At 64.6% G+C, this 15513-nt stretch carries 18 protein-coding genes; 3 read left to right on the plus strand and 15 right to left on the minus strand.

The window, feature by feature from the left end; all coding sequences use genetic code 11:
* Position 1: 1 nt before the first annotated feature.
* The 3 genes from J0I79_RS30685 to J0I79_RS30695 are packed head-to-tail and all read left to right on the plus strand — an operon-like array spanning position 2 to position 1698.
* Entirely contained in the window at positions 2-256 is a 255-nt protein-coding gene (locus tag J0I79_RS30685) for a PqqD family protein (RefSeq protein ID WP_292868423.1), read from the plus strand.
* Positions 257-268: 12 nt separating this feature from the next.
* Positions 269-703 carry a lasso peptide biosynthesis B2 protein gene (locus tag J0I79_RS30690; RefSeq protein WP_292868427.1) on the plus strand — a complete coding sequence of 145 codons (435 nt, stop codon included), beginning with the start codon at positions 269-271 and terminating at the stop codon, positions 701-703.
* Positions 700-1698 carry a serine kinase gene (locus J0I79_RS30695; protein ID WP_292868430.1) on the plus strand — a complete coding sequence of 333 codons (999 nt, stop codon included), beginning with the start codon at positions 700-702 and terminating at the stop codon, positions 1696-1698. Before J0I79_RS30690 ends, J0I79_RS30695 begins: the two co-directional genes overlap by 4 nt.
* Here the strand turns inward: J0I79_RS30695 and J0I79_RS30700 are convergent.
* The 15 genes from J0I79_RS30700 to J0I79_RS30770 all read right to left on the minus strand — a co-directional run bounded on the left by J0I79_RS30700 (position 1686) and on the right by J0I79_RS30770 (position 15506).
* A complete protein-coding gene (locus J0I79_RS30700) occupies positions 1686-2708 on the minus strand; it encodes a nucleotidyltransferase family protein (RefSeq protein WP_292868433.1) in 1023 nt (340 codons plus the stop codon). The two genes, J0I79_RS30695 and J0I79_RS30700, sit on opposite strands and share 13 nt — an antisense overlap.
* 70 nt (positions 2709-2778) lie before the next feature.
* Entirely contained in the window at positions 2779-3765 is a 987-nt protein-coding gene (gene dhaK, locus J0I79_RS30705; RefSeq protein WP_292868436.1) for a dihydroxyacetone kinase subunit DhaK, read from the minus strand.
* A 40-nt stretch (positions 3766-3805) separates the two neighbouring features.
* Complete coding sequence (locus J0I79_RS30710; RefSeq protein WP_292868439.1) at positions 3806-4228, minus strand: hypothetical protein; 423 nt, start codon at positions 4226-4228, stop codon at positions 3806-3808.
* A gap of 10 nt (positions 4229-4238) precedes the next feature.
* The gene (ptsP, locus tag J0I79_RS30715) at positions 4239-5825 is read right to left on the minus strand and encodes a phosphoenolpyruvate--protein phosphotransferase (protein ID WP_292868442.1); all 1587 of its coding nucleotides are present in this window, start codon (positions 5823-5825) and stop codon (positions 4239-4241) included.
* Positions 5809-6111 carry an HPr family phosphocarrier protein gene (locus J0I79_RS30720; protein WP_292868445.1) on the minus strand — a complete coding sequence of 101 codons (303 nt, stop codon included), beginning with the start codon at positions 6109-6111 and terminating at the stop codon, positions 5809-5811. The genes ptsP and J0I79_RS30720 overlap by 17 nt, the downstream gene beginning before the upstream one ends.
* A 21-nt stretch (positions 6112-6132) precedes the next feature.
* Positions 6133-6522, minus strand: coding sequence for a dihydroxyacetone kinase phosphoryl donor subunit DhaM (gene dhaM, locus J0I79_RS30725; RefSeq protein WP_292868448.1), 390 nt, complete (start codon positions 6520-6522; stop codon positions 6133-6135).
* Positions 6519-7121: a dihydroxyacetone kinase subunit DhaL gene (gene dhaL, locus J0I79_RS30730; RefSeq protein WP_292868451.1), complete on the minus strand. Its 603-nt coding sequence runs from the start codon at positions 7119-7121 to the stop codon at positions 6519-6521. The genes dhaM and dhaL overlap by 4 nt, the downstream gene beginning before the upstream one ends.
* A gap of 72 nt (positions 7122-7193) precedes the next feature.
* A complete protein-coding gene (locus J0I79_RS30735; protein WP_292868454.1) occupies positions 7194-8837 on the minus strand; it encodes a dihydroxyacetone kinase subunit DhaK in 1644 nt (547 codons plus the stop codon).
* Between the two features lie 69 nt (positions 8838-8906).
* Positions 8907-9920, minus strand: a complete 1014-nt coding sequence (locus J0I79_RS30740) for an ABC transporter ATP-binding protein (protein ID WP_292868457.1) — start codon at positions 9918-9920, stop codon at positions 8907-8909.
* On the minus strand, positions 9913-11025 hold the full coding sequence (locus J0I79_RS30745; RefSeq protein ID WP_292868460.1) for an ABC transporter ATP-binding protein: 1113 nt from the start codon (positions 11023-11025) through the stop codon (positions 9913-9915). The genes J0I79_RS30740 and J0I79_RS30745 overlap by 8 nt, the downstream gene beginning before the upstream one ends.
* A 2-nt stretch (positions 11026-11027) precedes the next feature.
* Positions 11028-11234, minus strand: coding sequence for a hypothetical protein (locus J0I79_RS30750; RefSeq protein WP_292868463.1), 207 nt, complete (start codon positions 11232-11234; stop codon positions 11028-11030).
* Positions 11231-12181: a carbohydrate ABC transporter permease gene (locus J0I79_RS30755; protein WP_292868466.1), complete on the minus strand. Its 951-nt coding sequence runs from the start codon at positions 12179-12181 to the stop codon at positions 11231-11233. Before J0I79_RS30755 ends, J0I79_RS30750 begins: the two co-directional genes overlap by 4 nt.
* Complete coding sequence (locus J0I79_RS30760; protein ID WP_292868469.1) at positions 12178-13125, minus strand: sugar ABC transporter permease; 948 nt, start codon at positions 13123-13125, stop codon at positions 12178-12180. The genes J0I79_RS30755 and J0I79_RS30760 overlap by 4 nt, the downstream gene beginning before the upstream one ends.
* Before the next feature lie 116 nt (positions 13126-13241).
* Positions 13242-14573 carry an extracellular solute-binding protein gene (locus J0I79_RS30765; protein ID WP_292868472.1) on the minus strand — a complete coding sequence of 444 codons (1332 nt, stop codon included), beginning with the start codon at positions 14571-14573 and terminating at the stop codon, positions 13242-13244.
* Positions 14574-14807: 234 nt separating this feature from the next.
* The gene (locus J0I79_RS30770; protein ID WP_292868475.1) at positions 14808-15506 is read right to left on the minus strand and encodes a PIG-L deacetylase family protein; all 699 of its coding nucleotides are present in this window, start codon (positions 15504-15506) and stop codon (positions 14808-14810) included.
* Positions 15507-15513: the final 7 nt, after the last annotated feature.

A 15513-nucleotide genomic window follows, 5' to 3' on the forward strand; every position in this document is an offset into this window, starting at 1 on the left:
GCTGGCCGAAGACGCTTCGGTCCAGCATGTCGGCGATGGCGCCGTCGTGCTTCTGGCGCGCAGCGGCCAGCTCTATACCTGCAACGGCACGACCGAGGCCTTTCTCGACAAGGTCGATGGCGCGCGCAGCCTCGACCAGATCGTCGGCCTGCTCTGCGCCGAGTTCGAGGTCGACAAGGATACGCTCGATGAGGATATGGCGGCGCTGGCCGCCGATCTCGTCTCCGAAGGCATCCTCGCCGCTCCGGGTGCTTGAGGTTCGCGCCTGATGGCCGATAGCCCAATCCTGCGCGCGCTCTTTCGATGCCATCTCTGGGCAAGCGCGCGGTTGCTGCCGATCCTCATCGCGAACCGCAGCTTCGAGGACGTGCTGAAATGGGCGCCGCTTGCCTCGTCCACGCCCTATCGCGGTCTGCCCGCCGCCTACATCGTCGCCCGCGTCAACCGGACCGTGCGCCGTCCCTGGCTGATGCGTGACCGCAGATGCCTGCGCGAAGGCCTGCTTGGCCACCGTTTCCTGCGCTTTGCCGGCTTCGATCCGGAACTGCGTTTCGGCGTCGATCCGGGCTCGCTGCAGTCGCAGCGCCTGTCGGCGCATTGCTGGGTCTGTCTCGACGGCAAGCCTGTGGTCAGCGACAGCCTTCCCGGCATGGTCGAGATCTATCGCCACCCCGCGAACTCCACAAAGGTGCGTCCCGCTTGACCAGACCCTCAGCCTGCTATGGCCTCAACGGCCAACTCTTCGGCATTTCGGCGGAGCGGTCGGACCTGTTGCAGGACTTCGACAGGATGCTCGCCAGCCTGCGCATCGAAAATGCGGCCCGGCCGGATTTTCACCTCGATATTGCCGAGGCGGACGCGTTGGACGAGACGCCCGTGGGGTCACTGGTCTTCGATGGCGAGATACCGGAAGACGGCTATTGCAGGATGATCACGGACGGCGCCAGCATCCATCTCATCTTTCCAGGTCGCCAGACCGTGGAGATCAACGAGACGGGGTGGGCGAGGCTCCGCATCGTGCCCGACAGCAAGGATGCCTGGACGCCATCCATGCTGGTGCTGGACGCGGCACTCGACGCCGGCGGCCAGCACATGCTGCACACGGCGGGCCTGACGCTGCCGGGTCACGATGCTGTCGTGCTCATCCATGCGCCGAGCGGCACCGGCAAGACCACCACGTCACTGGCCCTGGCAACGCAGGGGTTCGGCCTGTGCTCCGATGATGCGATGGTCCTGAATGTCGCCTCGGCCACGCCTGTAGCCTGGGGTCTGCCGCGCCACGTCAAGGTCCACCAGAAGACCGCCGAGATGATCCCGCAGGTCGCGCCATGCCTCGGCCCTTCGTGGGACCGCAATGGCGAGCAGCCGATCTCATTGGAAAAGCTGGGTGCGATCGTAAAGGTCGAAAGCCCTACCGTCCGTCCGGTGGCCGCGCTGCTGCACCTTGCCCGCTCCACCGACGGCGAGACTCGGCTTGTGCCGATGGCCCGGACCGACGCGATGGTGGCGCTGGCGATGGACAATGTGCGCACCGGCGCGACCGGCTTGCTGCCGCTGCAGAAGCGCCGGCTGGCAACGATCGGCAAGCTTGTCTCGTCAGTGCCGACCTTCACGCTGGAGGTAGGCTCGCGGCCGGCCGACGCGGCTGAGCTGATCTGGGCTGCCCTGGCAGCGAAAGCCGGCGATCAGGCGACGTAAGGCCTGGCCTTCGCCAGCCGTTGGATCCAGCGGAACGCATCGCGGCGCAGGCGCGAGCCGATCTTCTCCCTCGAATTGACCCTGAGCAGCGTGTTCGTCGTGATCAGCTGCTTGGCCAGGCGTATCGACAGATCGGGCTTGATGCGCCCGGCGAGGTCGAGCGCATGCGGTTCGTTAAACAGCTGGCCGGTCACGTTGAGCACGATCGCCAGTTCCAGCTCGATGCCGGTCATGCGGGCGGCATCGAGCAGGCGGGTTTCGGAGTCCGGCGTGCGCAACGCCCGTACTCCCTGCAGCACATCAACGCAAAGCTGCAGCCGGTGGAACTTGTGGCCGCCGGCGGCATGCACGATGGCGATCGTCAAAAGGGCGGCCGGCGTGTCCGCCGTATCGCCGTCGATGATGCCGAGTTCGCGGAAACCCAGCGACAGGCGCCGCCGCATGCCGGTGTCATGCACCAGGTCGCCATGCAGTTCGACCAGCAGGCTGGAATTCTCTTTTTCCAGCCATTTGAATTCCTGAAGCTGGTAGGATTCGGCCTCGTTGCTGCCAAGCTCGAAACCGCATGCCGCGATCACCTTGTTTGCCCGCGCGAGGTCGGCGGGGTCGACGAGGATATCGATGTCCGTGAACGGCCGGTCCGAGAGGTTGCGGTAAAGCTTCCGCGCGAACACCGGCCCCTTGACGATTCGTGCCGGAATGTTTTCCGCCGCCATCCCCCTCATGATGCGGTCGCCATGATATTGCAGCAGCATCGACTGGCCGGTGGCGATCGTCGCCTTCTGACGCAGATCCTCCAGTCTGGCCTCAAGGCCCGCATCTTTCGGCAGATGCGAATCACCGTGCTCCCTGAGTTTGCGCAGCATGATCGGCAGGATGCCGTGGAATTCGGCATTGTCGAGCAGCGCCGACAGCGACTTTGCCGACGAGACGTTCTGCACCGCTTCAGCCTCGGGATCGGCGTAACGCAGCAACAGCCTTTCTTCGGCGGTGGTGAGGGATGGCAGCATCAATCGGACAACGTTGAGGGTGGAGGCATTGTCCGTGAATGGTTGCAGAAAAGGCCGGCGGAAGCCAGTGTTACATGCCCCAGCGCAACGAGGCCGTGTGGACAGGCGCGTCCCACCAGCCCTTCATCTCGTCGTCGAGCATGGTCAGCGTGATCGAGCAGCCGGCCATGTCGAGCGAGGTCACATAGGTGCCGACCAGCGAGCGGCCAAGGGCGATGCCATGTCTTTCGAAGATACGGCGCGCGCTGTTGTACATCAGATAGAGCTCCATCAGCGGCGTGCCGCCGAAGCCGTTGACGAACAGCAGGGCAGGGCCTTGCGCCCTGTCGCCGAGATCGCCCAGGATCGCGGCGCAGATTTCCTCGGCGATCGCATCGGCGCTTTTCAGCCTGTCGCGGCGGCGGCCGGGCTCGCCATGGATGCCGACGCCGAATTCCATCTCGCCGTCGCCGATGTCGAAAGTAGGCCTGCCGGCGGCCGGCACCGTGCCGCTGGTCAGCGCCACGCCCATCGAGCGGGTCGCTGCGTTGACGCGCTCGCCAAGCGCCTTCAGCGGCCTCAGCGCCATGCCATGCTCGGCCGCCGCGCCGACGATCTTCTCCACCACCAGCGTGCCGGCGACGCCGCGCCGGCCGGTCGTATAGGACGAGTTCTCGACGGCGACATCGTCATTGGTCACCACCTGCAGGGCGCCATCGGATATTTCGGCCGCCATGTCGAAGTTCATCACATCGCCCTCGTAGTTCTTGACGATGAACAGGCAGCCGGCCCCGGTGTCGACGGCTTGCGCCGCCGCCAGCATCTGGTCCGGCGTCGGTGAGGTGAACACCTGGCCGGGGCATGCGGCGTCCAGCATGCCGTGCCCGACAAAGCCGCCATGCAGCGGCTCATGGCCTGAGCCGCCGCCCGAGATCAACGCCACCTTGCCCGGCCGCAAGGTCCGGCGGCGGATGAACTTGTGCTCCTCGCCAAGCACCAGGATATCGGCATGGGCGGCAGCGAACCCGTCGAGGCTTTCGGTCAGCACCGTGTCCACCGAGTTCATGAATTTCTTCACGGCTGTCTCCTCCCGAAATAGCCTGGCATCAAAGGGTCGCTCAGCCACTCTTGCCGGTGATGCTGGTGACCTTCTGGATAAATTCGTTGATTGCGCGGTCGAGCGCGGCATTCTGCTTGTCGTCGCCGAAATCCGGCACGACGAGCGACACATGGCGTGTCTTGCGCAGGCCCGCCGCGACCGAGATCTTGCCGGGATGCGCCTGATGGTAGGCGGCAAGGAACTGGTCGCGCTCGGCCTGGCTGAAATGGCAGACGGAAAAGATCGCCGGCAGATGCTTTGAAGGGATGGGAATCGAATAGGCCGGGCTGGAAATCTGCGTGACGAAGCTGCGATGCTTGCCGAGCGCGTCGGCAAGGCGTTGGCGCATGCCTGACGGCCGCTGGTCGATGACCTGCGACAGGATCGTCTTGTAGGCGCGGATCGCCTCTTCGGAACCGGGTTCGGGAGTGCTGTCTACCATGCCCGCCGCCCTATACCGCAACGTCGGATATGGCCGCCTTGGCCGTGGCAAGCTGAGCCGGTGCGACCGACAGGTCGCGCAGGCCCGCTTCGATCAGCACCGGTATCGAGGCCGGATCGCCGCCGGCATCGCCGCACAGGCTGACCGGAATTCCGTTCTCCCGCCCGAAGGCCGCGACCGAGCCGATCAGCCGCAGGACGGCGGGATGACGGACGCTGTTGAGATGCGCCACCCCGGCATTGTCGCGGGCCGCGGCCATCACATATTGCGTCAGGTCGTTGGAGCCGATCGAGAAGAAAGCGACGCCGGCAAACGCCTCCGGCGCGATCGCTACCGACGGCACCTCGACCATGATGCCGAGCGGTGGCATTTTCTGCATGATGCCGCGCGCTGCCAGTGCCGCCTGCTCTTCGGCGAACAACGCGGCGGATCGTTCATACTCCTCGGCCGTGGCGATCATGGGAAACATGACTTTCAGATTGCCGTGCGGGGCGGCGCGCAGCAATGCCCTGATTTGAACGCGGAATATGTCGAGCCGCGCCAGCGACAGCCTGATGCCGCGCAGCCCGAGGAATGGATTGCCTTCCTGGATGGTGAAACCCGGCACCGGCTTGTCGCCGCCGGCATCGACGGTGCGGATCGTCACCGGTTTCTCACCAGCCCATTCCAGCACCTTGCGATAGGCGCGATACTGCGTCTCCTCATCCGGCAGGGTCTTGCCGAAGAGGAACTCGGTGCGCATCAGGCCGACGCCGTCGCAGGTGGCGATATCGATGCCGTCGACATCGGTGGGATAAGCGATGTTGACCTGCACACGCACGGCGGTGCCCGCTTTGGTCAGCGCCGGCCGCGTCAGGAAGCTTCGCGCGTCGCCTTGACGCGCCGCGAAGGCGGACAAGGATTCCCTGAACGAGGCGATCTCCATGGGCGAGGGATCCACGACGATGCTGCCGTGTTCGGCGTCGAGCAGTGCTGGACCGGCGAGACCCGCGGGCAACGCGCCCAGACCCACGACCATCGGCACGCCGCGCGAGCGCGCCAGCATCGCGACATGGCTGGCCGTGCTGCCGGCCTTCAGCGCGATGCCGCCGCCGGCGCTCCAGTCGATTTGAAGAAAACGCGTCGGCGCGATGTCCTCGCCATAGAGAATTGCCCCGGCGGGAACGGCATGCTCCCCGTCGTCGGTCAGCGCGCGCAGCACCTGGTCCCTGATATCAAGCAAATCCGTGGCGCGGGCGCGAAAATAGTCCTGGTCCGAGGCCTCGTAGCCGGCGATCTCGGCATCGAGCGCCTGCCGCCAGGCGGCATCGGCGCTATGCCCCGACGCGATCGACGCGAAGGCCGGTCCGCTCAGCGCGTCGTCTTCCAGCATCGCGATGTGGAATTCGAGGATGCCGGCGGCGTCGCTGTCGGCGGTCTCGACCATGGCGACAAGCCTGCTGACCGCCTTGCCGATCGCGGCTTTCAGAGATTTCAATTCCTCGGCTGAACTGGCCTTGCCGGCATAAGCGACAGGCGGCCGATCGAGATCGAACAGCGGCCCCTCGGCATAACCGACGGAGGCCGGAATGCCTTGAAGCCTAAGCGGAGCGGGCATGGTCCGCGCCTTCATCGAAGTCGCGCCGCACCAGATCGACCAGAGCTTCGACAGCATCCCTGGCGTCGCCGCCACTGGCCCTGATATGCAGCACCGTGCCCTTCGGCGCCTTGGCCGCCATCACCTTGACGATACTCTTGGCATCGAACCATGGCCCGTTGGCGGCCAGTGCGATTTCGACATCGGCGGCAAAGCTCTTGGCGAGTTTGGTGAACTTCACCGAAGGGCGCGCATGCAGACCCACCGCATGGGTGATCAGGATGGTCGCTTCGGCGTTTGCGGACATAGGTCTAGCGTTCCCGTTCACTCACGACGGCGACAATTCATGCGCCGTCGCCACCACTTCTTTCAGCGAGGCCCCACCGGACGCCTCGGTCGCCGCCATGACAGCGCCTTCGACGATCGGCGCGTTGCAGACGACGATCTTCTGCGCGCGGGGCTCGCCGATCATCTCCACCGCCATTTCCGAGTTTGTCTCGGCGCCGCCGAGATCGACCAGTATGGCGACACCCGCTTCCGACCAGGCCTTCTCGATGGCGGCCATGATCGCCTCGACACTGGTGCCGAGCCCGCCATGGCCGTTTCCGCCGCACCATGCAAGCGGCACTTCGTCGCCGACCATCTGGCGTACCATGTCGGCCGTGCCCTCCGCGACCAGCGGCGAATGCGACACGATCACGATCCCGACATTGCTCATGCAGCCGCCCCGATGTTTTGGCCCACCGTGCGCACCAGCAACGCGGTCGAACGTGCGCCGGCATCCATGTGGCCGATGGAGCGCTCGCCGAGGAACGAGGCGCGGCCGCGCAGCGCCTTCATCGGCACCGTCGCCTCGGCCGCCGCATCGGCTATGTCGGCGATTTCGGCCGCCGTCTTTCCACCGGCCAGGGCGTCATGCACCGGCTGCAGCACATCGAGCATGGTCTTCTGGCCGACCTGTGACTTGCCGCGCGCCGCCACTGCTTCGATCGCCTTGCCGAAAGCCGCCGTCAGGCTGGCGCGATCGGGGTCCGCCGGGATCTCCTTGCCGAGCGCCATGAACAGCGTGCCGAACAACGGGCCGGAGGCACCGCCGACGGTCATCACCAGCTTGGTGCCGATCGCCTTCAAGGCTTCGGGTAGCGGTTTGACCGAAAACGCATCGGCATCAGCCCGCACCGCCTCGAAGCCGCGCTTCATGTTCAGCCCATGATCGCCGTCGCCGATCGCCTGATCCAGCGCCGTCAATTCCTCGGCATGCGCGGCGACCGTGTCCGCCGCAGCTTTGATCAGCCTGGCGAGGTCCAATGCCGCCATGTCTCCCAGATTCCCGGTTTCAGCCTTGCCGGCAGTAGCGAAAGAATGGGCATTCGACAACTCAAGCATGCGTCAGGCCGAGACAGACAGCGCGGCGACGGCCGCGAATACCTCGGCCACGGCATGGGCGCCGGGGTCGACCACGCCCTGCAATTTGGCGCCGACATAGGCGGATCGTCCGGCCTTTGCCTTCTCCATCGCGGCTGTTGCCTCGGCGCCATGCCGGGCGGCCGTGGCGGCGTCTTCAAGGCTCTTGGCATCAAGCGCCTTGAGCGCCGGCTCCAGCGCGTCGACCATGGTGCGATCGCCCGGCCTGGCGCCGCCGTAGAAGGTCATCCGCTCAAGTCCGGCAAGCAGCGCCTTGGCCACGCTTGTTCCACCGTCCAGCGCCTGCGCCGCCGAGGTGAAGAAGATCGACAGCAGCACGCCGCTCGAGCCGCCCATGGAAGCGCTCAATATGTCGCCTATCGCGCCAAGCGTTGCCGCGGGATTGGCCAGCGGCAATGTGTCGAGCCGTTCGAGGATGCTGCGCGCGCCTGTCGCCACCGTCGAGCCCGTGTCGCCGTCGCCTGCCTTCGCGTCGAGCCCGTTCAGGGCTGCTTCGAGGGAAATCAGCTTCTCGCAGACCGTGGTGATCAAGCGCCTCGTGCCGGCATCCTGGCTCGCCTTGCGGGCAGTGCCTTGCCCGGTGGCCCCCGCCATGGGGACGACCGCCGGCGCGACGACGGATTTTGCCGGCATCCAGGCATGCGGGCCGACCGTCGCCAGCAAGGCCGCCTCGCGCGCCGCGTCGAGCCTGATCAGCGACAGCGAAAAACCGTTCATGTTGAGCGCCGTCATCAGCGGGCCGGGACCGATCGTCAGCTTGATGGTTTTGGCCAGTGGGGAGGCCAGCACCGCATTGGCAATCAGCGACATCTCGAGCGGCGGCACCGAGCCGAGATTGTTGATCAGCAGGGCATGGGCGGCGCTTGGGTCGAGCCGCGCGGCCAGCCGCTCCGCCATGATAGCCACCAGTCGGTCGGCGCTCTGCACCGCAATCCGTTCGACGCCCGGTTCGCCATGAATGCCGAGGCCGAGTTCGCCGTCGTTCTCGCCGAACCTGTCCTCATGCGGCTGGCCGGGAATGGAGCAGGAGGACAGCGACATGCCGAGCGAGACGATATCCTTCGCCGCCGCCCGCGCCGCCGCCGCGATCTCGGCCAGGTCACGGCCTGCTTCCGAAAGATGGCCCGCGATCTTGTGCACGAACAGCGTGCCCGCGACGCCGCGCGGCTGGGCAATGTCGGGCAGCGCGATATCGTCGGCGACGATCACCATCTCGACACGGAAACCTTCGGCGCGCGCCTTTTCGGCCGCGAGACCGAAATTGAGGCGGTCGCCGGTATAGTTCTTGACGATCAGCAGGCAACCGGCTGGGCCGGTTACCGCGCGGATCGCTGCCAGCACCGCTTCGACGCTCGGCGAGGCGAAGATTTCGCCCGAGACGGCCGCCGTCAGCATGCCCTTGCCGACGAAGCCGGCATGTGAAGGTTCATGCCCGGCGCCGCCGCCGGAGACGACGCTGACCCTGGTCTTGTCCCAATCGGCGCGCAGCACGACCTTGATCTCGGGATAGCCGTCGAGGCGCGCGAGCTCGCCCGAGCCGATCGTGCGTAACAGGCCGTCCAGCGCTTCCGTGACGATCGTTTCCCTGCGGTTGAAAAAGTGCTTCATCGAATTCGTCCCGTATCCACAATCATTATCGAAATCGGTGTCCTCACCTCGTGGGGTGCCGGCAACCGGTCACATCAATCTCTGTCCATCGGCGCCGAAATAGAGCGGCGAACGGTAGCGGACCAGCACCCTGTCGCCTTGAGCCAGATCGGTATCGGGGTCGGTCAGCGTTACCAGTTTCTTCGGGCCGACCGTCACATGCAGGTGGTTCTGGTCGCCGAGATGCTCGACCCAGTCGACGACGCCATCGGCATGGCCGTTCATCGCTTTCTCGATCGCCAGATGCTCGGTGCGGGCGCCGATCGTCTTCGTTCCGGCCGGCGCGCCCGCATCGGGCAGCAGGCCGGCGGGCAGGAGATTGATCGCCGGCTGGCCGAGCCGGGCCGCGACATGCAGGTTCGCCGGCTCGGAATAGATCGCTCTCGGCGTGCCGATCTGCACCAGCACGCCGTCGGCCAGGATGCCGATGCGGTCGGCCATCGTCATCGCCTCGATCTGGTCGTGGGTGACATAGAGCATGGTCGCGCCAAGCTCGGCCTGGATGCGTTTCAGTTCGAGCCGCAGGTCGGCGCGCAGCTTGGCGTCGAGCGACGACAGCGGCTCGTCCATCAGGTAGATCGCCGGCTTGCGCACCAGCGCGCGGCCGATGGCGACGCGCTGCATCTCGCCGCCCGAGAGTTTGGTCGAGCGGTTGGCGAGCTTATGGTCGATGCGCACCATTTTCGCCACCTCTTCGACCCGGCGGCGGATCTGGTCTTCGCCGACTTTCCGCGCCGGCGAGCGCAGCGGGAAGGCAAGATTGTCGTACACCGACAGGTGCGGATAGAGCGAATATTGCTGGAACACGAAGGCGGTGTCGCGCTCGGCCGGCGACAGCGCGGTCGCGTCCTGGCCGCCGATTTCGATTGTACCGGCATCCGGCCGCTCCAGCCCGGCGATCAGCCTGAGCGTCGTCGTCTTGCCGGCTCCGGTCGGGCCGAGCAGCACGACGAATTCACCGTCCGCAATGTGCAGGTCGAGACCGTCGACGGCGACATGCTCGCCGAAGCTTTTGGTCACGTTCTTGATGTGGACGTCAGCCATGCCGCACTCTCCGCTCCGAGGCCATGTCGTGGATCGCGGTTCTCACCGCGCGGCCGGAGCCTTTCTCGAACAGCGACAGCCGCGCCCCGTTCAGCGCCAGGCCGACATGGTCGCCGGCATTGAGCCGTATCTCGGCCGGCACACGCGCCTTGATGATGCCGTCGGCGGTCTCGACCGCGACGATCTGCGTGGTGCCGAGATATTCGGTGCCGTAGATGGCGCCGCGCAGCTTCGAGGCATCGTCGAAGCGGATGTGTTCGGGACGGATGCCGAGCGCCATGTCGGCGGGGGCGATATCTTCGCGCACCTCCGGCACCGCGACCCTGGCACCCTGGACGACGATCTCCTTCGCGCCCTTGGCCAGTCCGCCGCCGAATTTGAGGAAATTCATCGGCGGCGAGCCGATGAAATCGGCGACGAACATGGTGGCGGGGCGGTCGTAGATCTCGCGCGGCGTGCCGAACTGCTCGATGACGCCGTGGTTCATGACCGCAATCTTGTCGGCCATCGACATCGCTTCCATCTGGTCATGCGTGACATAGACTGTCGTGGCGCGGATGCGGTTGTGCAGTTCTCGCAGCTCATGCACCATCAGGTCGCGGAATTCGGTATCAAGCGTTCCCAGCGGCTCGTCCATCAGGAAGCACTTCGGCCGCCGCACGATTGCGCGGCCGAGCGCCACCCGCTGGCGGTCGCCGCCGGCCAGCCCCGAGACCGACTTGTCGAGCAGATGGTCGATGCGCAGCAGCTTCGCCGTTTCCTCGACGCGCGTGCGGATTTCGGCCGACGGCATGCCTTGAGCGAGCAGCGGAAAGCCGATGTTCTTGCGCACATTCATGTGCGGGTAGAGGGCGAACAGCTGGAAGACGAAGGCGATATCGCGCTCGCGTGCCCTGAGCATGGTCACGTCGTCGCCGCCGAGCAGGATCTGGCCGCCGGTCGGCAGCTCCAGTCCGGCGATCATGCGCAAGGTCGTCGTCTTGCCGCAGCCCGACGGCCCCAGCATGACGAAGAACTCGCCATCCTCGACGACGAAGTTGGAATCCTGCACGGCGACGAAATCGCCGAAGGCCTTCCTCAAATGTTGGACGCGGATCTCGGCCATGACTATTCCGGGAATTTCGAGACGATGATGAACATCACCGTGCCGGCAAGCATGATGATGAAGGAATAGGTGTAGAGCGACAGCGCGAAAGGCTGGAACAGCATCAGGAAGCCGATGGCGATGAGCGCCGTGGCGATGTTTTCCATGAGGCCACGCCTTGCCCAGCGCGGCCAGCGCGACTTGCGTTTGATCGTTTTGGTCATGCTCATTTGCGCACCGCGCCGAAGGTGATGCCGCGCAGCAATTGTTTGCGAAGCAGGATGGTGAAGACAAGGATCGGCACCAGGAAGATCGTCGTTCCCGCGGCCACCGCCGGCCAGTCCTGGCCGCCTTCGCCGATGATGGTCGGGATGAAGGGCGGCGCGGTTTGCGCCGTGCCGGAGGTCAGCAGCGCGGCGAAGGCATATTCGTTCCAGGCGAAGATCAGGCAGAAGATGGCGGTCGCGGCAATGCCGGTCGTGGCCTGCGGCAGCACGGTGCGCCAGAAAGCCTGCAGCCGCGTATAACCGTCGATCATCGCCGCTTCCTCATATTCGCGCGGGATCTCGTCGATGAAGCCCTTGAGCAGCCAGACCGCCAGCGACACGTTGACCGCCGTGTAGAGCAGGATCATGCCGAGCGCTGTGTCGGACAGGCCGAGCTCGCGGTACATCAGGTAGATCGGGATGGCGACCGCGATCGGCGGCATGAAGCGCGTCGACAGGATGAAGAACAGCAGGTCGTCGGCGAGCGGCACCTTGAAGCGCGAGAAGCCATAGGCCGAAAGCGTGCCGAGGAAGACCGCGCAGAAGGTCGAGCCGAAGGCGATGACCAGCGAGTTGACGAAACGCGGCAGGAAGTTGGATGGGCCGGCGATCACCATGTTGCGCTTACGCACTGTCTCGTCGCAGAAGCCCGTCGCCGGTCCGAGCGAGTTGATGTATTCCGGCGTCTGCCGCGTCCGCGTCGTGAACAGATTGCAGTAGCCTTCGATACTCGGCTGGAAAACGACCTTGGGCGGATAGGCGATCGAATCCGGCGGTGTCTTGAAGCTGGTGGCGAAGATCCACAACAGCGGCACGATCGAGATCAGCGCGTAGGCGATGATGATCGCACCGGCGATGCGCTTCGAATTGGCCGACGGGGCGACGACCGAATGGGCTGTGGTCAGGCTCATCTCTGCTTCACCTTGTTGAGCGCCTTGACGTAGATGTTGGCGAGACCGAACACCGCGACGAACAGGATGATGGCGAAGGCCGAGGAGTAGCCGGTGCGCCAGCTCTCGAAGGCCTGGCGCTTCAGCGTGATCGAGGCGACCTCGGTGGTCGAGCCCGGCCCGCCGCCGGTCAAGAGATTGACCATGTCGAACATCTTGAAGTTCTCGATGCCCCTGAACAGCACCGCCAGCATGATGAAGGGCAGCGCCATCGGCAGCGTGATCGACCAGAACTGCCGCCAGTTGGAGGCGCGGTCGACCTCGGCTGCCTCATAGATGTATTCGGGGATGGAGCGCAGGCCGGCGAGGCAGATCAGCATCACGTAGGGCGTCCACATCCAGGTATCGACGATGATGATCGACCACGGCGCCAGCGAGACGTTGGAGAGCATCTGGATATCCGTCGGCGGAATGCCCGACACGAACGAGATGACATAGGAAAACAGCCCGATCTGCGGCTCGTAGAGAAAGCGCCAGAAATTGCCGACCACCGCCGGCGACAGCATCATCGGCACCAGGATCAGCGTCGTCCAGAAGGCGTGGCCGCGGAACTTGCGGTCGATCAGCCAGGCCAGCGTGAAGCCGATCAGCGTCTGCAGCAGAATGGTCCAGAACACGAAATGCGCCGTCGTCTGCATGGCGATCCAGATGTCCTGGTCCCCGAGGATGCGCTGGTAGTTGGCGAAACCGAGATTCTTCACCACCTCGTTGGGGCGATTGGCCCGGTAGTTGGTGAAGGAGAGATAGATCGCCCAGAACAGCGGGAAGATGTTGATGGCGAGCAGCAACAGGATCGTCGGCGAGATGAACAGCCAGGCGAGGCCCTTGTCGCTGATGCCGCGGACCTTGCGGGCCAACGGTTCCGGGGTCGCCCGGGCAACGTTCTCCGCGGTCCGATTGAGCATGGTCATTCCTGCTTCGGTCACTTGAGGCGTCTCTGTCATGAAGTTATCTGAACCGTGTCCCGTGCCAAGGTGGCACGGGACGCCTGGCTCGGGAGGAGCCGGTTATATCCGTCCGTTCAGATCTTGCCGTCGTCCTGGAAGATCTGCGTCCAGTCCTTGACCAGGCCGTCGAGTGCTTCCTTGGCCGTGCCCTGGCCGGCCACGACATAGTCATGGAAGCGCTTCTGCGAGGCCTGCAGCAGCGGCGCATAGCTCGGCTCGGCCCAGAAGTCCTTCACGATGGCCATCGAGTCGAGGAACGCCTGGGCGTAGGGCTGGCTGGCGGGGAACTTCGGATCCTTCACCACCGCGTTCAGGCAGGAATAGCCGCCGAGCGACCACCATTTGGCCTGCACGTCCTTGTTGGCGAACCACTTGATGTATTTCAGCGCCGCTTCCTGCTTGTCGGAATAGGACACCACGGAAATGCCCTGGCCGCCGAGCTGGGCGAACTGGTCGCCGTCCGGTCCCTTCGGGTTGACGAAGTAGCCGATCTTGTCGCCGCCGACATTCTCGTCCTTCTGCAGGCCGGGCCAGGTGAAGGTGAAGTTCATGTGCATGGCCACCTGGCCGGATTTGAAGGCGTCGACGCCTTCGCCCATGTAGCTGTTGGAGGCGCCGGGCGGGGTGCAGCAATCATAGAGCGCTTTGTAGAATTCCAGCCCTTTCACCGCCTTGTCGGAATTGACGAAGCCTTCCATCTCGTAGGGCTTCTTCGGGTTCTCGTACTGGAAGCCATAGCTGTAGAGCACGTCCATGGCGCCCATCGTGATGCCTTCCGAGCCGCGCTCGGTGTAGATCGAGGCGCCATAGACGGTCTTGCCGTCGATCTGCCGCTTCTGGAAGAACTCGGCGATCTGCTTCAGCTGGTCGAAGGTAGTTGGCGGGCCGAGGTCCCAGCCATACTTTTCCTTGAATTCCTTCTGCAGTTCCGGCTTGGAGAACCAGTCCTTGCGGTAGGTCCAGCCGACGACGTCGCCCATGGCCGGTAGCGCCCAGTAATTCGGCGTGTTCTTCGGCCATTCCGAATAGCCGACGACGGTCGCCGGCACGAAGTCGTCCATGCTGATCTTCTCCTTGTCGAAGAAGTCGTTCAGCTTGACGTAATGGCCGTTCTCGGCGGCGCCGCCGATCCACTGGCTGTCGCCGATGATCAGGTCGCACAGCTTGCCGTGCGAGTTCAGCTCGTTGAGGAAGCGGTCGGCATAATTGGTCCATGGCACGAACTCGAATTTCATGCCGATGCCGGTTTGCTTGGTGAAGTCCTTGGACAGTTCGACCAGCGCATTCGCCGGGTCCCACGCGGCCCAGCACAGCGTCAGGTCTTCCGCGTGCGCGGCGTTCGAGACGGCTGCCGACGCAGATATCGCCGAAGCCAATCCCAACGCCAGTTTCAAGCTCGATTTCATGCCTTCCTCCCATTTGCGAAACACGCCCGGATGGCGCGTTTCAAAACATGCTCAACCCCTCTCCTCAGGGGCCTAAACAGGGCGGCGCGCTGCGTCGCAGATGTTTAGTAATTTGTTTAGTGATGCAATTTTTACTAAACAAGGCAAGCGAATTCGTCGCTGCGCCGCAACATGAAGAAACGGGCCGTTGAAATTGTTGGGAAATGATTGCCGGACGGCGCGTCCGGCACTCGATCAGCCGGCTTGATCGGCGGCGGCCGTGTTCGGCGTCACAGGCCGCACGGGCGGCGCCGGCGGCAGCAGGGCGCGTATGTCGGCGAAGGGAAATGTCGGCTCGAAGCGGAACGCCTCCGCCAATGAACCGGGCAGGGCGTTGCACTGGCCGGCGCGGAATTCATTCTGGATGCGCGCCCTGTCGACATATTGCTCGGGCATTTGCGAGCGGTGCGCCCGGATCGCCTGCGTCTTGATATCCCGGTGGGCTGAGATGTCGACATAGTGCGTCGGCGAAAAGCCGGTGCCGCCCATCGTGTCGGCATGCAGCACCGGGACAGCGAACGAGGCGGCGATGCGCACCCCGTCCGACAGCGCCCTATGGTCGGCGTGATAATCGTTCGGGGCATGCGTGATCACCAGATGCGGTGCGGTCTCACGAATCAGCGTTTTCAAGACGTCGATCAGCGCGCCATCGGCCACCAGCCCTCCGTCGGGAAAGTCGAGGAAGCGCGGCGCAGCACCAAGCAGCGCGGCTGCCGCCGCCGCTTCCGCGCGTCGGGTGGCGGCCAGAGCCGCGGGATCGCCCTTGCCGCCCCTGGCACCATCCGTGGCCACTGCAAAAGTGAGTTCTGCGCCTTGCGCCGCGTAGGCGGCCATCGTACCGAACATGAAGATCTCGATGTCGTCCGGATGCGCACCGAGCGCCAGTATTTTCAACGCTTCT

Origin of the sequence: Mesorhizobium sp. (assembly GCF_017306585.1) — a bacterium.
Taxonomy (GTDB): Bacteria; Pseudomonadota; Alphaproteobacteria; order Rhizobiales; family Rhizobiaceae; genus Mesorhizobium.